This window comes from Cupriavidus sp. MP-37 (assembly GCF_020618415.1).
Classification (GTDB): Bacteria; Pseudomonadota; Gammaproteobacteria; order Burkholderiales; family Burkholderiaceae; genus Cupriavidus.
In genome coordinates, this window is record NZ_CP085344.1 from 742271 (window position 1) to 759067 (window position 16797).

Below are 16797 nucleotides of genomic sequence, written 5' to 3' on the forward strand. Positions count from 1 at the left end.
CAATGAAGCATATCGTCAAGAACATCCACTTCGTGGGCATCGGCGGCGCCGGCATGAGCGGCATCGCCGAGGTCCTGCTGAACCTGGGATACAAGGTCTCGGGCTCGGACGTGGGCAACAACGCCGCCACGCGGCGCCTGGCGTCGCTGGGCGCCACCGTCATGCACGGCCATGACGCCGCCAACGTGCGCGGCGCCAACGCGGTGGTGGTGTCGACCGCGGTCAGCGGCGACAACCCCGAAGTGCTGGCCGCACGCAGCCAGCGCATCCCGGTGGTGCCGCGCGCGGTGATGCTGGCCGAGCTGATGCGGCTGAAGCAGGGCGTGGCCATTGCCGGCACGCACGGCAAGACCACCACCACCAGCCTGGTGGCATCGGTGCTGGCCGAAGGCGGCCTCGACCCGACCTTCGTCATCGGCGGCCGGCTGAACTCGGCCGGCGCCAACGCGCGCCTGGGCACCGGCGACTTTATCGTGGCCGAGGCCGACGAATCGGATGCCTCGTTCCTGAACCTGTTCCCGGTGATCGAGGTCATCACCAATATCGATGCCGACCACATGGACACCTACGGGCACGACTTTGCCCGGCTCAAGCAGGCGTTCATCGAATTCACCCAGCGGCTGCCGTTCTACGGCATCGCGGTGCTGTGCGTCGACGACCCCAACGTGCGCGAGATCCTGCCGTTCGTGTCCAAGCCGGTGGTGCGCTACGGCTTTGCCGAAGATGCGCAGATCCGCGCCGTCGATGCGCGCGCGGTCGACGGCCAGATGCACTTCACCGTGCTGCGCCAGCTCAACGGCCATGCCGAGCCGCCGCTGGAGATCGTGCTGAACCTGCCCGGCCTGCACAACGTGCAGAACGCGCTGGCGGCGATCGCCATCGCCACCGAGCTGGAAGTGCCCGATGCCGCCATCGTCAAGGCGCTGCGCGAGTTCCACGGCGTTGGCCGCCGCTTCCAGCGCTACGGCGAGGTCGCCACGCCCGACGGCGCCGGCACCTTCACGCTGGTGGACGACTATGGCCACCATCCGGTGGAGATGGCCGCCACCTTGGCCGCCGCGCGCGGCGCGTTCCCGAATCGGCGCCTGGTGCTGGCGTTCCAGCCGCATCGCTTTACCCGTACGCGCGATTGCTTCGAGGACTTCGTCAAGGTGCTGGGCACGGTCGATGCCCTGCTGCTGGCCGAGGTCTATGCCGCCGGCGAAGCCCCGATTGTGGCCGCCGACGGCCGTGCGCTGACCCGCGCGCTGCGCGTGGCCGGCAAGGTCGAACCTGTTTTTGTAGAGCAGATGGAAGAGATGCCGCAGGCCATCCTGAATGCCGTACGGCCCGGCGATGTGGTCGTGACCATGGGCGCGGGTTCGATCGGCGGCGTGCCGGGCCAACTGGTGTCGCACCAGCAACCGCTGCAGCAAGGGAGCCAGGCATGAGCTTCGTCGCCCATCCCAATATCGACCCCAAGTCCCTGGGCAAGGTCGGCGTGCTGCTGGGCGGCCGCTCGGCCGAGCGCGAGATCTCGCTGATGTCCGGCAACGGCGTGCTGGCCGCGCTGCAGTCGCGCGGCGTCGACGCGCACGGCTTCGACCCGGGCCTGCAGGGCGTGGCCGAGCTGGCCGCGGCCGGCTTCGACCGCGTCTTCATCGCGCTGCACGGCCGCTACGGCGAGGACGGCACCATCCAGGGCCTGCTCGAGCAGCTGGGCGTGCCGTACACCGGCAGCGGCGTGCTGGCGTCGGCGCTGGCCATGGACAAGCAGGCCACCAAGCGCCTGTGGATGACGCACGGCCTGGCCACGCCGCGCTTCGCCATGCTGCATGCAGACACCGACTTTGACGCGGTGGCGGCCGACCTGGGCCTGCCGCTGATCGTCAAGCCGGCGCGCGAGGGCTCGTCGATCGGCCTGACCAAGGTCACCGCTGCCGACCAGATGCGCGCCGCCTTCGACAAGGCCGCGGCGCTCGACAACGACGTCATCGCCGAGACCTTCGTCGACGGCGCCGAGCTGACCTGCCCGGTGGTGGGCGAGGGCGATAGCGCCGAAGCGCTGCCGGTGATCCGCATCGTCGCGCCCGAGGCCAACTACGACTATCAAAATAAGTACTTTACTGACGATACCCAGTACTTGTGTCCGTCGGGCCTGGATGCCGAAGTCGAACGGCAGGTGCAGGCGCTGGCGGTGCAGGCCTACCGCGTGCTGGGCTGCCGCGGCTGGGCGCGCGCCGACGTGATGCTGCGCGCCGACGGCACGCCTTTCCTGCTCGAGATGAATACCTCGCCCGGCATGACCGGCCATTCGCTGGTGCCGATGGCGGCGCGCGCGGTCGGCATCAGCTACGAGGACTTCGTGCTGCAGGTGGTGGCCGCCGCCACGCTGGATCTCCATCCCAACGAGCATTGGAAACCCGAATAACTTCACCCGACAGGACCGCACCGGACCATGTGGCATAACGCACGCCTGCTCAACCTGATCGCCTCCACGCTGTATGCGGTGGTGGCGCTGATGGCGCTCGCGGCGGGCCTGCTGTGGCTGGCGCAGCGGCCGGTGTTTGCCATCACGCATGTGGAGATCGGGCCGATGGATGGCGGCGCGCTGCGCCACGTGAATGCGCCCAGCGTGCGCGCCAGTGCGCTGGGCAAGCTCGCCGGCAACTTCTTCACGCTTGACCTCAACGCGGCGCGCCAGGCGTTCGAGTCGGTGCCGTGGGTGCGGCGCGCCAGCGTGCGGCGCGAATGGCCCAACGGGCTCGCGGTCGAGGTCGAGGAGCACGAGGCGCTGGGCACCTGGGGCGCGCCCGACAGCGGCCGGCTGATCAATACCTATGGCGAGATCTTTGTCGCCAACACCGCCGAGGCCGAAGAGGACGCGCAGTTGCTGGCGCTGGACGGGCCGCCGGACAGCGAAGGCGACGTGATCGAGAAGCTCGAGGTGATGCGCCAGTGGTTCAAGCCGCTCAAGGCCGAGCCGCTGGCAGTGGCGCTGTCCGGCCGCTACGCCTGGCGCGCGCGCCTGTCCAACGGCATGGAGGTCGAGCTGGGCCGCGAGCAGAACGACGAGGACCGCACCGCGATGGACCAGCGCGTGCGCCGCTTCGTCGCCGCCTGGCCGCAGGTCACGCAGCAATGGGGCAGCCAGATCGAATACGCCGACCTGCGCTATCCCAACGGCTTTGCCATCCGCGCCGCCAATGCGCGCTTCCTGACCGAGGCGCAGATCGCGGCGGCAGTGCGGGCCGAAAAGGCCGAGAAAGCGGCCAAGGCGAAGGCGGCGAGTGCGACGAATAGCGCCGCCAGGCCGGGGGCGGCCGCAACGGTTTCAGGTACATCCAACAACAATCCGACGCGACTGAAGAGCAAGAACGCGGAGAAAACCCGATGAGCAAGGAATACAAGGACCTGTTGGTCGGTCTCGATATCGGCACCTCGAAGGTGGCGGCCGTGGTGGCGGAGCTGCGCCCCGACGGCAGCTACGAGGTGATCGGGATGGGCCAGTCTGAGTCCAAGGGTCTGAAGAAAGGGGTCGTGGTCAACATCGAGGCCACCGTGCAGTCGATCCAGAAGGCGCTGGAAGAGGCCGAGCTGATGGCCGACTGCAAGATTTCGGAGGTCTTCACCGGCATTGCCGGCAGCCATATCCGCAGCTTCAACTCCAGCGGCATGGTGGCGATCAAGGACAAGGAGGTCACGCAGACCGACGTCGCGCGCGTGATCGAGACCGCCAAGGCGGTCAATATCCCGACCGACCAGCAGATCCTGCACATCCTGACGCAGGAATTCATCATCGACGGCCAGGAAGACGTGCGCGAGCCCATCGGCATGAGCGGCATCCGCCTGGAAGTGAAGGTGCATATCGTCACCGGCGCGGTCAGCGCGGCGCAGAACATCGTCAAGTGCGTGCGCCGCTGCGGCCTGGAAGTGCACGACCTGATCCTGCAGCCGCTGGCGTCGAGCCTGGCCGTGCTGACCGAGGACGAGAAGGAACTGGGCGTGGTGCTGGTCGACATCGGCGGCGGCACCACCGACATCGCCATCTTCAGCGAAGGCGCGATCCGCCATACGGCCGTGATCCCCATCGCCGGCGACCAGATCACCAACGATATCGCGATGGCGCTGCGCACGCCGACGCCCGACGCCGAGGACATCAAGATCCAGTACGGCATCGCCAAGCAGGCGATCGCCGACCCGGACGACATGATCGAGGTGCCGGGCGTGGGCGACCGCGGCACGCGCACGCTCAGCCGCCAGGCGCTGGCCGCGGTGATCGAGCCGCGCATCGAAGAGCTGTACTCGCTGGTGCACCAGGTGGTGCGCGAGTCGGGTTATGAAGAACTGTTGTCGTCGGGCGTGGTCATCACCGGTGGGACCGCGATGATGCCGGGCATGGTCGAGCTGGGCGAGGACATCTTCCTCAAGCCCGTGCGCGTCGGCGTGCCCGAGTATCGCGGCAACCTGCACGAGGTGGTGAAGAGCCCGCGCTACGCGACGGTGATGGGCCTGCTGCTGGAAGGCCGCGTGCAACGCATGCGCGGACGCAAGGTGGCGGTGCAGAGCGGGTCGGTCAAGCAGGTGTGGACCCGCATGAAGGAATGGTTCGTTGGCAATTTCTGAGCCGCGCGCGGATTGACGCGCCGGCGATGCAACGGTGCGCAGGCAGGACGGTCTACCGGACAGGCTTGCGTGCCAGGTAACGGTTTTCAGGTTTTCTTTTTTTGGTTTCTTGTTCAGAAACCAGGGGTTGCGGCGGGGAGGCCGCATCGTCTGGGGACTGATTTTTCTCGGAGGCAGTGATGGACTTTGACATGATCGAAACGGAAGTGCAGGACGGCACCATCATCAAGGTGGTCGGCGTGGGCGGCGCGGGCGGCAATGCCGTGCAGCACATGATCAGCCGCGGCGTGCAAGGCGTCGAATTCATCTGCATGAACACCGACGCCCAGGCGCTCAAGCGTTCGACCGCTTCGCGCGTGCTGCAGCTCGGCAATACGGGCTTGGGCGCCGGCGCCAAGCCGGAAGTGGGCCGCAACTGCGCCGAATCGGCGCGCGATCAGATCGCCGACGCGCTGCGCGGCGCGCACATGGTCTTCATCACTGCCGGCATGGGCGGCGGCACCGGCACGGGCGCCGCGCCGATCGTCGCGCAGGTGGCCAAGGAGATGGGCATCCTGACCGTGGGCGTGGTCAGCAAGCCGTTCGACTTCGAAGGCGCGCGCCGCGCCAAGGTGGCCGAGCACGGTTCCAGCGAGCTGGAATCGAGCGTCGACTCGCTGATCGTGGTGCTCAACGAGAAGCTGTTCGAAGTGATGGGCGACGACGCCGAGATGGACAAGTGCTTCCAGTGCGCCGACGACGTGCTGCACAACGCGGTGGCCGGCATTGCCGAGATCATCAACGTTGACGGCCTGGTCAACGTCGACTTCGAAGACGTCAAGACGGTGATGGGCGAGCAGGGCAAGGCCATGATGGGGACGGCCACCGTGTCGGGCGTCGACCGCGCCCGCCTGGCGGCCGAGCAGGCCGTGGCCAGCCCGCTGCTGGAAGGCGTGGACCTGTCCGGCGCGCGCGGCGTGCTGGTCAACATCACCGCCAGCCGTTCGCTCAAGCTGTCGGAAACCAAGGAAGTCATGAACACCATCCGCAGCTACGCCGCGGAAGATGCGACCGTGATCTTCGGTACGGTGTACGACGACTCGATGAGCGATGCGCTGCGCGTGACCGTGGTCGCGACCGGCCTGGGCCGCTCGGCCAAGAAGCAGCAGCCGATGACGCTGCTGAAGACCGGCACCGACAACATGCCGGTGCAGATGATGGCCAACATGGCCGCCACCGCCGCCACGCACAGCTCGCCCGACTACAGCAACCTGGATACGCCGGCAGTGTGGCGCAGCTCGCGTGAGTCGGCGTCGGCCCACGTGGCGGCGCTGCAGGAAAAGGGTGTGGATACGTACGACATCCCGGCCTTCCTGCGCAAGCAGGCAGACTGAAGCCTGCCTGGCGCGGCATCGGTGCCTCCACCGGCCGCCTGACGGAACGCGTCGCCTGGTCGCGATGCACGTGCGCTCCCCATCCGCGCGTGCCTTGCATGGCTGACGTGAACCGCCGGGCTGCTGGCGGCGCCGCGCCTGTGCCGGACTGCGCTTCACCCGCATCCCGTCGCCGGGTCGGGCGTGCCGCTGGCCGCCTCCCCGGACTGGTTTCCCGCCTTCCCGGTCGGGATGTATCGCCGTCCGCGCGGCGCACCCAAAAGGTGCGCCGCGCGGACGTCTTTTGTAGCGTCTTCAGCTGGATCGATTTGTCCGAATGTCACGGGATGTGATCCGGCTTTGGCAGTGCCGGCCGGGCGCCTATGATCGTTAGGTTGCCCTGCGGCAACGCGCCGCCATGCGACCCCGCATCCGTCCTATCCTTCATAGACCCGTTCAGACAGCCAAGGAAAACCAGAAAGCCATGATCACTGTCGGTTCCCGCGTCCCCGACGCCACGCTTCAGGAATTTTTCGAGACCGAAAGCAACGGCTGCGCGCTCGGCCCCAATGCCTTCAAGGTGGCGGACCTGGTCCGCGGCCGCAGGATCGTGGTGTTCGGCCTGCCCGGCGCCTTCACGCCGACGTGTTCGGCCAAGCATGTGCCGGGCTTCGTGCAGCATGCCGAGGCGTTGCGCGACGCCGGCGTGGACGAGGTCTGGTGCGTCTCGGTCAACGATGCCTTCGTGATGGGCGCGTGGGGCCGCGAGCAGCAGGTGGCCGGCAAGGTGCGGATGATGGCCGATGGCAGCGCCGAGTGGACCCGCGCACTGGGCCTGGACCAGGACCTGAACGCGCGCGGCATGGGGGTGCGCTCGAAGCGCTACGCGATGGTGATCGACGATGGCGTGGTGACGCGGCTCGACGTCGAGGCACCGGGCGAATTCCGCGTCAGCAGCGCCGAGGCCGTGCTGGCGGCGTTGCGTGGCTGACACAGTCATCCGGGTAAACGTGGATAATACGTAACTTGTGACGTGCGTGTTAACAGCCGGAAACAAAACCCGGCTGCAGCGCCCCGGATGTGGTGGTAAAATCCCTTAATCAAAAAGATAACACGATAGATTTTAATAATTGTTGAGGCTGTCATGCTCAAACAGCGCACGATCAAATCCCTGGTGAAGACCGTCGGCATCGGCCTGCACTCCGGCCGCAAGGTCACGCTGACGCTGCGTCCGGCGCCGGCGGGTACCGGCATCGTCTTCACCCGCGTCGACCTGCCCGAGGCCGTCGAGATTCCCGTGGCCGCGTCGGCCATCGGCGACACGCGGCTGGCGTCGGTGCTGCAGAAGGATGGCGCGCGCGTTTCCACCGTCGAGCACCTGATGTCCGCCTGCGCCGGCCTGGGCATCGACAACCTCTATGTCGACGTCGACGCCGAGGAAATCCCGATCATGGACGGCAGCGCGGCGTCCTTCGTGTTCCTGCTGCAGTCGGCCGGCATCGAAGAACAGAACGCGCCCAAGACCTTCATCCGCGTCAAGAAGCCGGTGGAAGTGCGCGAAGGCGACAAGCTGGCGCGGCTGGAGCCGTTCTTCGGCTTCAAGCTGTCGTTCACCATCGACTTCCGCCACCCGGCGGTCGACAAGACCGGCCAGACCTTCTCGATCGATTTTGCCGACACCAGCTATGTGCGCGAGATCGCCCGCGCCCGCACCTTCGGCTTTGCGCACGAGGTCGAGGCCCTGCGTGAAATGGGGCTGGCGCGCGGCGGCAGCCTGGACAACGCGATCGTGCTGGACGAGCACCGCATGCTCAACAACGAGGAACTGCGCTACGGCGACGAGTTCGTGCGCCACAAGATCCTCGATGCGATCGGCGACCTGTATGTGGTCGGCCATCCGCTGATCGGCGCCTATGTGGCGAACAAGTCGGGTCACGGCCTGAACAACCAGCTGCTGCGCGCGCTGCTGGCGGACCAGGAGGCCTACGAGCTGGTCACCTTCGACCGTGTCGAGGAAGCGCCGGCGGCGTTCCTGCCGCAGGCCCAGCCGGCCTTCGCCTGAGCTGCCCCGCATAGAGAAAGAGCCGACCTGCGGGTCGGCTCTTTTGCTTTGGACGCGGCGCGGACGCTCAGCGGTGGTGGGCCAGCAAGGTATGGAGCGCGTCGCGCAGCGGCGAATCGGGCAGGCTGCGCGCGAGCTGGTCGAGGTTGGCCAGCCCGGTGGGTGTCATGCGGCCGCTGGTGCGCGGCCGTGCCACCGGCTCGACTTCCCAGTCCGAATGGCGTTGCACCTCCGGCTGCACCCGCACACGGATCGAGGTGACCGGGGAGCCGCGCTGCTGCAGGCGTCCGAGCAGCGTCGGCACGACCTGCCGCACCCGTGCCGCGGCCGCGCCATGGGCGGCCAGCAACAGCAACACCTGGCCGTTGGGGTCGGACGGATCGCGCTTGACGCCGGCCACCGCCAGGCCCGCGCGCATGCCGGCGGGCAGCAGCGCCAGCACTTCCGCCTCCAGCACCGACAGCTGGCGCGCGGTCTGGAGCAGCGCGGAGACAGGGCCGGCCTTGGCCAGCCAGTCATTGAGCGGCTTGGCTGCGGGGGTCTGCAGGGCGGGATGGGTGAAGCGGCGCATGCAGCCATTCTAGCAAGGGGGCGGCGGCTTCTGCGCAAGCGTCCACCCCCGCCGGCCGTGACGCCGGCACATGATAAACTCGGCGTTTTGCGCCAATCTATCCATTACCGCGCCCGGCCGCCGGAGCAGCCCGCCTTCCCTGGGGATGCCAGCCCGGTTCCGCGCAGGTGAAAGCAATCGATGATCACGGGCCTTCTCAAGAAAGTCTTCGGCAGCCGCAATGAGCGGCTGATCAAGCAATACCGCCGCACGGTGGCGCAGATCAATGCGCTGGAGCCGAAGTTCGAGCAGCTCTCCGACGACGAGCTGCGCGGCATGACCGAGGCCTTCCGGCAGCGCCACGCCGGCGGCGAATCGCTCGAGGCGCTGCTGCCCGAGGCTTTTGCCGTGTGCCGCGAGGCCAGCAAGCGCGTCATGAAGATGCGCCACTTCGACGTGCAGCTGATCGGCGGCATGGTGCTGAACGACAACAAGATCGCCGAAATGCGCACCGGCGAAGGCAAGACCCTGACCGCGACGCTGGCGGTGTACCTGAATGCCATCACCGGCAAGGGCGTGCACGTGGTCACCGTCAACGACTACCTGGCGCAGCGCGATGCCGAGTGGATGGGCCGGCTGTACAACTTCCTGGGCCTGTCGGTGGGCGTGAACCTGTCGCAGATGGCGCACGACCAGAAGCAGGCGGCGTACAACGCCGACATCACCTACGGCACCAACAACGAGTTCGGCTTCGACTACCTGCGCGACAACATGGTCTACGACCCGTCGCAGCGGGTGCAGCGGCCGTTGCACTACGCCATCGTCGACGAGGTGGACTCGATCCTGATCGACGAGGCCCGCACCCCGCTGATCATCTCCGGCCAGGCCGAGAACCAGACCGACCTGTACCAGCGCATGAACGGCATTCCCAAGCTGCTCGAGCGCCAGATCGGCGAGGAAAAGGCCGACGGCACCGGGGTCGAGAAGCCGGGCGACTACTACGTCGACGAAAAGGGCCACCAGGTCTACCTGACCGAGGCCGGGCATGAAAAGGCCGAAGAGATCCTGTCGCAGCTGGGCCTGATCGGCGAAGGCGAATCGCTCTACGCGCCGCAGAACATCACGCTGATGCACCACCTGTACGCGGCCTTGCGCGCGCACAGCCTGTTCCACCGCGACCAGCACTACGTGGTGCAGAACGACGAAGTCGTGATCGTCGATGAATTCACCGGCCGCCTGATGACCGGCCGCCGCTGGTCCGACGGCCTGCACCAGGCCGTGGAAGCGAAGGAAGGCGTCACCGTCCAGCAGGAAAACCAGACGCTGGCGACCGTCACGTTCCAGAACTACTTCCGCATGTACGAGAAGCTGGCCGGCATGACCGGCACGGCCGACACCGAAGCGTACGAGTTCCAGGAAATCTACGGCCTGGAAGTGGTGGTGATCCCGACCAACCGCCCGACCCAGCGCAAGGACCTGCAGGACCAGATCTACAAGACCGGCAAGGAGCGCTACGACGCCGTGGTGCGCGATATCCGCGACTGCTACGAGCGCGGCCAGCCGGTGCTGGTGGGCACCACCTCGATCGAGACCTCGGAATACCTGTCGGGCCTGCTCGACCGCGAGCAGCTGCCGCACCAGGTGCTCAACGCCAAGCAGCATGCGCGCGAAGCCGAGATCGTGGCGCAGGCCGGCCGCCCGAAGATGATCACCATCGCCACCAACATGGCTGGCCGCGGTACCGACATCGTGCTGGGCGGCAACGTCGAGAAGCAGGCCGGCTTCATCGAGGCCGACCCCAACCTGTCCGACGCCGACAAGGCCGCGCGCATCCAGCAGCTCAAGGATGAATGGCAGTCGCTGCACGAGCAGGTCAAGGCCGCGGGCGGGCTGCATATCGTCGGCACCGAGCGCCACGAGTCGCGCCGCATCGACAACCAGCTGCGCGGCCGTGCCGGCCGCCAGGGCGACCCGGGTTCGTCGCGCTTCTACCTGTCGCTGGACGACCAGCTGCTGCGCATCTTCGCCGGCGACCGCGTGCGCGCCATCATGGAGCGCCTGAAGATGCCCGAGGGCGAGCCGATCGAAGCCGGCATCGTCACGCGTTCGATCGAATCGGCGCAGCGCAAGGTGGAAGGCCGCAACTTCGACATCCGCAAGCAGCTGCTGCAGTACGACGACGTTGCCAACGACCAGCGCAAGGAAATCTACAAGCTGCGCAACGACGTGCTCGAGGCCAACGACGTCGGCGAGATGGTCGCCAACCTGCGCGAGAGCGTGCTGATCGAGCTGTTCCGCGACCACGTGCCGGCCGACACGATGGAAGAGCAGTGGAACATCGCCGGCCTGGAAACGCGCCTGCGCGAGGACTGGGGCCTGGAGGTGCCGCTGGCGCAGACCATCGAGGGCGCGCAGAGCATCGAGGACGAAGAGCTGCTCAACCTGATCATGAAGGCGGCGACGGAGCGCTACGACAGCAAGGTCGCGATGGTCGGCCGCGAGTCGTTCGCCGGCTTCGAGCGCTCGGTCATGCTGCAGAGCATCGACACGCACTGGCGCGAGCACCTGGCCGCGCTGGACCACCTGCGCCAGGGCATCCACCTGCGCGGCTACGCGCAGAAGGATCCCAAGCAGGAGTACAAGCGCGAGTCGTTCGAGCTGTTCGCGCGCCTGCTGGACGTGATCAAGAACGAAGTCACGCGCGTGACCTTCAACGTGCAGATCCAGTCGCCGGAAGAACTGGAACAGGCCTCGGAGCAGATCGAGGAAGGCCTGTCGCACCTGGAGAACGTGCAGTACAAGCACGACGAGTTCGCCGAAGGCCGCGAGCCGGTCGAGGAGGCACCATCGCCGCGCACCGGCACGGCCCTGGCCGCCGCCGAGCTGGCGCTGGCGGGCATGCCCAAGGTCGGCCGCAACGATCCGTGCCCGTGCGGCTCGGGCAAGAAGTTCAAGCAGTGCCACGGCAAGCTCAGCTGAGCCGAGCGGCACCGTAGTCAGCGCGACGCCGTCACGCCGCAACATGCCCGCGCAAGCGGGCATGTTCGTCAGGAGGACGGCGAAAGTGTGAGTGTTTTCTTCGTCGTCCCCGCGCACGCGGGGACCTGGTGGCTTTGCAGACGCTGGATTCCCGCGTGCGCGGGAATGACGGCAATAGCGAAAATGGAGCGATCATGCCCGTCAATCTTCCGCTGCCCCAGGCAGAGAACCTGAAATCCGTCGCCGGCGTGGAGCTCGGCTGGGCCGAGGCGGGCATCCGCAAGGCCAACCGCAAGGACGTGCTGGTGGTGCGCGTGGCCGAAGGCAGCACCGTGGCCGGCGTCTTCACCAGCAACCGCTTCTGCGCCGCGCCGGTACAGGTCTGCCGCGAGCACCTGGCTGTGGCGGCCAAGTCGGGCAAGGGCATCCGTGCGCTGGTGGTCAACACCGGCAACGCCAACGCCGGCACCGGCGAGCAAGGCCTGGCCAACGCCCGCGCCACCTGCGACGCGCTGGCCGCGCAGCTGGGCATCGATGCCGCGCAGGTGCTGCCGTTCTCGACCGGCGTGATCCTCGAGCAACTGCCGATGGACCGCCTGCTGGCCGGCCTGCCCGCCGCCATCGCCAACGCCGGCGCCGACAACTGGCTGGCCGCGGCGGAAGCGATCATGACCACCGATACCCAGCCCAAGGTCGCGTCGCGCACGGTGCAGATCGACGGCAAGACCGTGACGCTGTCGGGCATCAGCAAGGGCGCCGGCATGATCCGCCCCAACATGGCGACCATGCTGGGCTTCATCGCCATGGATGCCGCGGTGGCGCAGCCGGTGCTGCAGGGCCTGGTGACGCACGCCGCCGACCACTCGTTCAACAGCATCACCATCGACGGCGATACCTCGACCAACGACTCCTTCGTGCTGATCGCCTCGGGCAAGTCCGGCGCCGTGGTCGACCGCGCCGAAGGCCCGGCCTTCGAAGCGCTGCGCGAGGCGGTGACGAGCCTGGCGCAGGAGCTGGCGCAGATGATCGTGCGCGACGGCGAAGGCGCGACCAAGCTGATGACCATCCGCGTCGAAGGCGGCAAGGACGTGGCGGAATGCCGCCAGATCGCCTACGCGGTGGCGCATTCGCCGCTGGTCAAGACCGCGTTCTATGCCTCGGACCCCAACCTGGGCCGCATCCTGGCCGCGGTCGGCTACGCCGGCGTGGATGACCTCGACGTCGGCCGCGTCAACCTGTGGCTGGACGATGTCTGGGTCGCCCGCGACGGCGGCCGCAACCCCGATTACCGCGAGGAAGACGGCCAGCGCGTGATGAAGCAGGCCGAGATCACCGTGCGCATCGCGCTCGGCCGCGGCAATGCCGAAGCGACCGTGTGGACCTGCGACCTGTCGCACGACTACGTGTCGATCAACGCCGACTACCGTTCGTAAGCACCACTGTTTTGCTCCCCTCTCCCGCTTGCGGGAGAGGGGCCGGGGGAGAGGGCCGGCGTTTCCGGATGGCGCCATGCCCGGCAACCCGCCCGCTCCCCACTACTGACACCGCCCCATCACCATGTCCGACCTCGCCGCCCGCCTCGACAACTTTCTTGCCCGACTCGAACAATGGCTGCCGCCGCAACTGAGCGATGCGGACTGGCAGGAGGCGGTCGCGTTCCGCTGGCGCAAGCGCCAGAGCCTGTTCGGCAATATCGGCTACCTGCAGCCGGTGCGCCAGCTGCCGCCGATCCACCTGGACGACCTGAAGAACATCGAGCGCCAGAAGGATGCCATCGTCGGCAATACGCGCCAGTTCGTGAACCGCCTGGCGGCCAACAACGTGCTGCTGACGGGCGCGCGCGGCACCGGCAAGTCGTCGCTGATCAAGGCCTGCCTCAACGCCTTCGTCCAGGACGGATTGCGGCTGGTCGAGGTCGACAAGGACGACCTGGGTGACCTCGGCGATATCGTCGAGCTGGTCTCGCAGCGCCCCGAGCGCTTCGTGATCTTCTGCGACGACCTGTCGTTCGAGGAAGGCGAGTCGGGCTACAAGTCGCTCAAGTCGGCGCTGGATGGCTCGGTCGCGGCGCAGTCGGACAACGTGCTGATCTACGCCACCTCCAACCGCCGGCACCTGCTGCCGGAGTACATGAAGGACAACGAGAGCTACCGCCACACCGACGACGGCGAGATCCATCCCGGTGAAGTGGTGGAAGAGAAGATCTCGCTGTCCGAGCGCTTCGGCCTGTGGCTGTCGTTCTACCCGCCCAAGCAGGACGAGTACCTGGCCATCGTCGGCCACTGGCTGCGGCACTTCGGCTGCACCGACGAGGACATCGCCGCCGCGCGCGGCGACGCGCTGGTGTGGGCGCTGGAGCGCGGCTCGCGTTCGGGCCGCGTGGCGTGGCAGTTCGCGCGCGACTGGGGCGGCAAGCACGGCAAGCCGTACATCGCCGATGTTGCCGGGGACGCCAAGGCATGAGCGCGGCGACGCAGAACCCCGCAGCCACCGGCGGCAACCCGCCACGCAAGGTGACCGAGGTGGCGGTCGGCGTGCTGGTGCAGCCCGACGGCCGCTTCCTGCTGGCGCAGCGCCCGGCCGGCAAGCCCTACGAGGGCTACTGGGAATTCCCCGGCGGCAAGCTCGAGCCGGGCGAGTCGGTGGAGGCAGCGCTGGCGCGCGAACTGCACGAAGAGCTGGGCCTTGATGTCACGCAATGCGAGCGCTGGCACATCCTGGAACATGATTACCCGCACGCCTATGTGCGGCTGCACTTCTGCAAGGTTACGGCCTGGCGCGGCGAGCCCGTTGGCCGCGAAGGCCAGGCGTTCTCGTGGCAGGACACGCCGGTGACGGTCGGGCCGCTGCTGCCGGCGACCATTCCCGTGGTGGCGTGGCTGGCCGAGGAATCGCGCCACGGCTGACCCTGCCGTCCGCGTCACTGACAAGCGGCCGCGGCGCCCGCTTGTGCGCCGCAGGGCCAGCCGGCCCGGATCCACAGGAAAGGAACCTGCATGCTACGTGTCGATCGTATCGCCGACGACGTTTCCCTGCCTGAACTGACCCTGCGCGGCATCATCCTCGGTGCGCTGATCACGGTCGTGTTCACCGCTTCCAACATCTACCTGGGGCTGAAGGTCGGCCTGACCTTCTCGTCGGCGATCCCGGCGGCCGTGATCTCGATGGCCGTGCTGCGGCTCTTCCCCGGCGCCAACATCCTGGAAAACAACATGGTGCAGACACAGGCCTCGGCCGCGGGCACCCTGTCGTCGATCATTTCATCCTGCCCGGGCTGGTGATGCTGGGCCACTGGCAGGGCTTCCCGTTCTGGCAGACGCTGGCGATCTGCGCGGCCGGCGGCATGCTGGGCGTGTTGTTCAGCATCCCGCTGCGCCATGCCATGGTGGTGCAGAGCGAGCTGCCGTATCCCGAGGGCGTGGCCGCGGCGGAAATTCTGCGCGTGGGCAGCGCCGCGCCGGCCGAGGCCGCGCCAGGCCAGAAGCCGCAGGCGACCGGACTCGCCGACCTGATGGCCGGCGGCCTGGTCGCGGGGTTGTTCAGCTTTGCCGCCGGCGGGCTGCGCGTGCTGGCCGAGGGTGCCAACTTCTGGCTGTCGGCGGGCGCCTCGGTGGTGCGGCTGTCGATGGGCTTCTCGCTGGCGCTGGTGGGCGCGGGCTACCTGGTCGGCATCGTCGGCGGGCTGGCCATGCTGCTCGGGCTGGTGCTGACCTGGGGCGTCGCGGTGCCGTGGCTGACCGCGGTCACGCCGCGCCCGGACGGCGCCACGCTGTCGGCCTTCGGCACCCTGGTGTGGAGCCAGCAGGCACGCTTTATCGGCGCCGGCACCATCGGCATCGCCGCGATCTGGACGCTGCTGTCATTGGCCAAACCGATGCTCTATGGCATCCAGGCCTCGTTCGGCGCGCTGCAGGCCGGCCCGGCGGGGCAGGGCAGCGTGCCGCGCACGCAGCAGGACATGCCGGCGAAGTGGATCGGGCTGGTGATGCTGGGTCTGCTGGCGGTGCTGGTGACGGTGTTCGCGTGGTTCCTCGCGCCGGCGCCGCTCGATGGCGGGGCGCGCTGGCGCCTGGTGGTCTACGCGGTGGTGTTCGCGTTTATTTTCGGCTTCCTGGTGGCGGCGGCGTGCGGCTACATGGCCGGACTGGTGGGCTCGTCGGCCAGCCCGATTTCCGGCATCGGCATCATCGCGGTGATCCTGGTGTCGCTGCTGATCCTGCTGGCGGGCCAGGCCGATGGCCTGCTGGCCACGCCAGAGGGCGGCAAGTTCGCGATCGCGCTGGCGATCTTCACCACCTCGGCGGTGGTGGCGGTGGCCTCGATTGCCAATGACAACCTGCAGGACCTGAAGACCGGCTGGCTGGTCGGCGCCACGCCGTGGCGCCAGCAGGTGGCGCTGCTGATCGGCTGCGTGGTCGGCGCTGCGGTGATCCCGCCGGTGCTGGAACTGCTCTACAGCGCCTATGGCTTCGCCGGCGCGCTGCCGCGTGCGGGCATGGACCCGAACCAGGCGCTGGCCGCGCCGCAGGCGACGCTGATGACCGCCATCGCCACCGGCATCTTCACCCACCAGCTCAACTGGAACATGATCCTGATCGGCATCGGGCTGGGCGTGGTGCTGATCGCCATCGACGAGATCCTGCGCCGCCGTGGCGGCGCGGCACGGCTGCCGGTGCTGGCGGTTGGCATCGGCATCTACCTGCCGCCGACGATCAGCTCGGCGCTGGTGGTCGGCGCGGTGCTGTCGTGGCTGTTGCTGCGCGCCGAGCGTCGCCGCGCCACCGCGCGCGGCGACGATGTGAAGCTGGCGCTGGAGCACGCCGAGCGGCGCGGCACGCTGCTGGCGTCCGGCCTGATCGTCGGCGAAAGCCTGGTTGGCGTGATGCTGGCCGCGGTGATCGGCCTGTCAGGCAGCGATGCGCCGCTGGCCGTGGTCGGGGCCGGGTTTGAAGCGACCGCGCAGTGGCTGGGCCTGGCGGTGTTCGTGCTGGTGTGCGTGGGCTTCTACCGCCGCGTGCTGGCCGCGGCGCACTGAGGGCGGGGGCGTCTGCGTCGCGCCCTCAGTCGTCCTCGTCTTCGGACCGGTCGGGCGAGGTCTCGCCCGGCTTGCCGCCGATCACGTATTTCTCCGACGCCCAGGCGCCGAGGTCGATCTGCTTGCAGCGCTCGGAACAGAACGGGCGGAATTTGTTGTCGGGCACCCAGGCCACCTCAGTGCCGCAGGTGGGGCATTTGACGACAGCAGGCAT

13 protein-coding genes and 1 pseudogene are annotated in these 16797 nt (G+C 67.9%); 12 read left to right on the top strand and 2 right to left on the bottom strand.

Annotated elements, in window-relative coordinates:
• Positions 1 to 2 precede the first annotated feature (2 nt).
• From murC to lpxC, 7 genes are all read left to right on the top strand, one after another.
• Positions 3 to 1430 carry a UDP-N-acetylmuramate--L-alanine ligase gene (murC, locus tag LIN44_RS03515; RefSeq protein ID WP_227313527.1) on the top strand — a complete coding sequence of 476 codons (1428 nt, stop codon included), beginning with the start codon at positions 3 to 5 and terminating at the stop codon, positions 1428 to 1430.
• The gene (locus LIN44_RS03520; RefSeq protein WP_116337933.1) at positions 1427 to 2410 is read left to right on the top strand and encodes a D-alanine--D-alanine ligase; all 984 of its coding nucleotides are present in this window, start codon (positions 1427 to 1429) and stop codon (positions 2408 to 2410) included. The genes murC and LIN44_RS03520 overlap by 4 nt, the downstream gene beginning before the upstream one ends.
• Before the next feature lie 27 nt (positions 2411 to 2437).
• The gene (locus tag LIN44_RS03525) at positions 2438 to 3376 is read left to right on the top strand and encodes a cell division protein FtsQ/DivIB (RefSeq protein WP_227313528.1); all 939 of its coding nucleotides are present in this window, start codon (positions 2438 to 2440) and stop codon (positions 3374 to 3376) included.
• Positions 3373 to 4605 carry a cell division protein FtsA gene (gene ftsA, locus LIN44_RS03530; protein WP_010814765.1) on the top strand — a complete coding sequence of 411 codons (1233 nt, stop codon included), beginning with the start codon at positions 3373 to 3375 and terminating at the stop codon, positions 4603 to 4605. The genes LIN44_RS03525 and ftsA overlap by 4 nt, the downstream gene beginning before the upstream one ends.
• A gap of 179 nt (positions 4606 to 4784) precedes the next feature.
• A complete protein-coding gene (gene ftsZ, locus LIN44_RS03535) occupies positions 4785 to 5978 on the top strand; it encodes a cell division protein FtsZ (protein WP_227313529.1) in 1194 nt (397 codons plus the stop codon).
• A gap of 463 nt (positions 5979 to 6441) precedes the next feature.
• Positions 6442 to 6948, top strand: coding sequence for a peroxiredoxin (locus LIN44_RS03540; RefSeq protein ID WP_227313530.1), 507 nt, complete (start codon positions 6442 to 6444; stop codon positions 6946 to 6948).
• A gap of 153 nt (positions 6949 to 7101) precedes the next feature.
• Positions 7102 to 8019: a UDP-3-O-acyl-N-acetylglucosamine deacetylase gene (gene lpxC, locus LIN44_RS03545; RefSeq protein ID WP_012353947.1), complete on the top strand. Its 918-nt coding sequence runs from the start codon at positions 7102 to 7104 to the stop codon at positions 8017 to 8019.
• Positions 8020 to 8086: 67 nt separating this feature from the next.
• Here lpxC and LIN44_RS03550 read toward each other — a convergent pair whose 3' ends face one another.
• Complete coding sequence (locus LIN44_RS03550; protein ID WP_227313531.1) at positions 8087 to 8590, bottom strand: DciA family protein; 504 nt, start codon at positions 8588 to 8590, stop codon at positions 8087 to 8089.
• Positions 8591 to 8770: 180 nt separating this feature from the next.
• Between LIN44_RS03550 and secA the strand changes: the two genes are divergently transcribed.
• The 5 genes and pseudogenes from secA (at position 8771) to LIN44_RS03575 (ending at position 16583) form a co-directional block, all read left to right on the top strand.
• The gene (gene secA / locus LIN44_RS03555) at positions 8771 to 11548 is read left to right on the top strand and encodes a preprotein translocase subunit SecA (protein ID WP_227313532.1); all 2778 of its coding nucleotides are present in this window, start codon (positions 8771 to 8773) and stop codon (positions 11546 to 11548) included.
• A gap of 194 nt (positions 11549 to 11742) precedes the next feature.
• On the top strand, positions 11743 to 12981 hold the full coding sequence (gene argJ / locus LIN44_RS03560) for a bifunctional glutamate N-acetyltransferase/amino-acid acetyltransferase ArgJ (protein WP_227313533.1): 1239 nt from the start codon (positions 11743 to 11745) through the stop codon (positions 12979 to 12981).
• A gap of 124 nt (positions 12982 to 13105) precedes the next feature.
• Entirely contained in the window at positions 13106 to 14011 is a 906-nt protein-coding gene (locus LIN44_RS03565; protein WP_227313534.1) for an ATP-binding protein, read from the top strand.
• The gene (locus LIN44_RS03570; RefSeq protein ID WP_227313535.1) at positions 14008 to 14454 is read left to right on the top strand and encodes an NUDIX domain-containing protein; all 447 of its coding nucleotides are present in this window, start codon (positions 14008 to 14010) and stop codon (positions 14452 to 14454) included. Before LIN44_RS03565 ends, LIN44_RS03570 begins: the two co-directional genes overlap by 4 nt.
• A 90-nt stretch (positions 14455 to 14544) precedes the next feature.
• Positions 14545 to 16583: pseudogene (locus LIN44_RS03575) on the top strand (OPT family oligopeptide transporter).
• Positions 16584 to 16608: 25 nt separating this feature from the next.
• Here the strand turns inward: LIN44_RS03575 and LIN44_RS03580 are convergent.
• Complete coding sequence (locus LIN44_RS03580) at positions 16609 to 16797, bottom strand: DNA gyrase inhibitor YacG (protein WP_018006248.1); 189 nt, start codon at positions 16795 to 16797, stop codon at positions 16609 to 16611.

Bases quoted from the DNA above. Each gene is read 5' to 3' on its own strand.
- murC (WP_227313527.1), top strand. From the start codon at position 3: ATGAAGCATATCGTCAAGAACATCCACTTCGTGGGCATCGGCGGCGCC.
- LIN44_RS03520 (WP_116337933.1), top strand. From the start codon at position 1,427: ATGAGCTTCGTCGCCCATCCCAATATCGACCCCAAGTCCCTGGGCAAG.
- LIN44_RS03525 (WP_227313528.1), top strand. From the start codon at position 2,438: ATGTGGCATAACGCACGCCTGCTCAACCTGATCGCCTCCACGCTGTAT.
- ftsA (WP_010814765.1), top strand. From the start codon at position 3,373: ATGAGCAAGGAATACAAGGACCTGTTGGTCGGTCTCGATATCGGCACC.
- ftsZ (WP_227313529.1), top strand. From the start codon at position 4,785: ATGGACTTTGACATGATCGAAACGGAAGTGCAGGACGGCACCATCATC.
- LIN44_RS03540 (WP_227313530.1), top strand. From the start codon at position 6,442: ATGATCACTGTCGGTTCCCGCGTCCCCGACGCCACGCTTCAGGAATTT.
- lpxC (WP_012353947.1), top strand. From the start codon at position 7,102: ATGCTCAAACAGCGCACGATCAAATCCCTGGTGAAGACCGTCGGCATC.
- LIN44_RS03550 (WP_227313531.1), bottom strand. From the start codon at position 8,590: ATGCGCCGCTTCACCCATCCCGCCCTGCAGACCCCCGCAGCCAAGCCG.
- secA (WP_227313532.1), top strand. From the start codon at position 8,771: ATGATCACGGGCCTTCTCAAGAAAGTCTTCGGCAGCCGCAATGAGCGG.
- argJ (WP_227313533.1), top strand. From the start codon at position 11,743: ATGCCCGTCAATCTTCCGCTGCCCCAGGCAGAGAACCTGAAATCCGTC.
- LIN44_RS03565 (WP_227313534.1), top strand. From the start codon at position 13,106: ATGTCCGACCTCGCCGCCCGCCTCGACAACTTTCTTGCCCGACTCGAA.
- LIN44_RS03570 (WP_227313535.1), top strand. From the start codon at position 14,008: ATGAGCGCGGCGACGCAGAACCCCGCAGCCACCGGCGGCAACCCGCCA.
- LIN44_RS03580 (WP_018006248.1), bottom strand. From the start codon at position 16,797: ATGCCTGCTGTCGTCAAATGCCCCACCTGCGGCACTGAGGTGGCCTGG.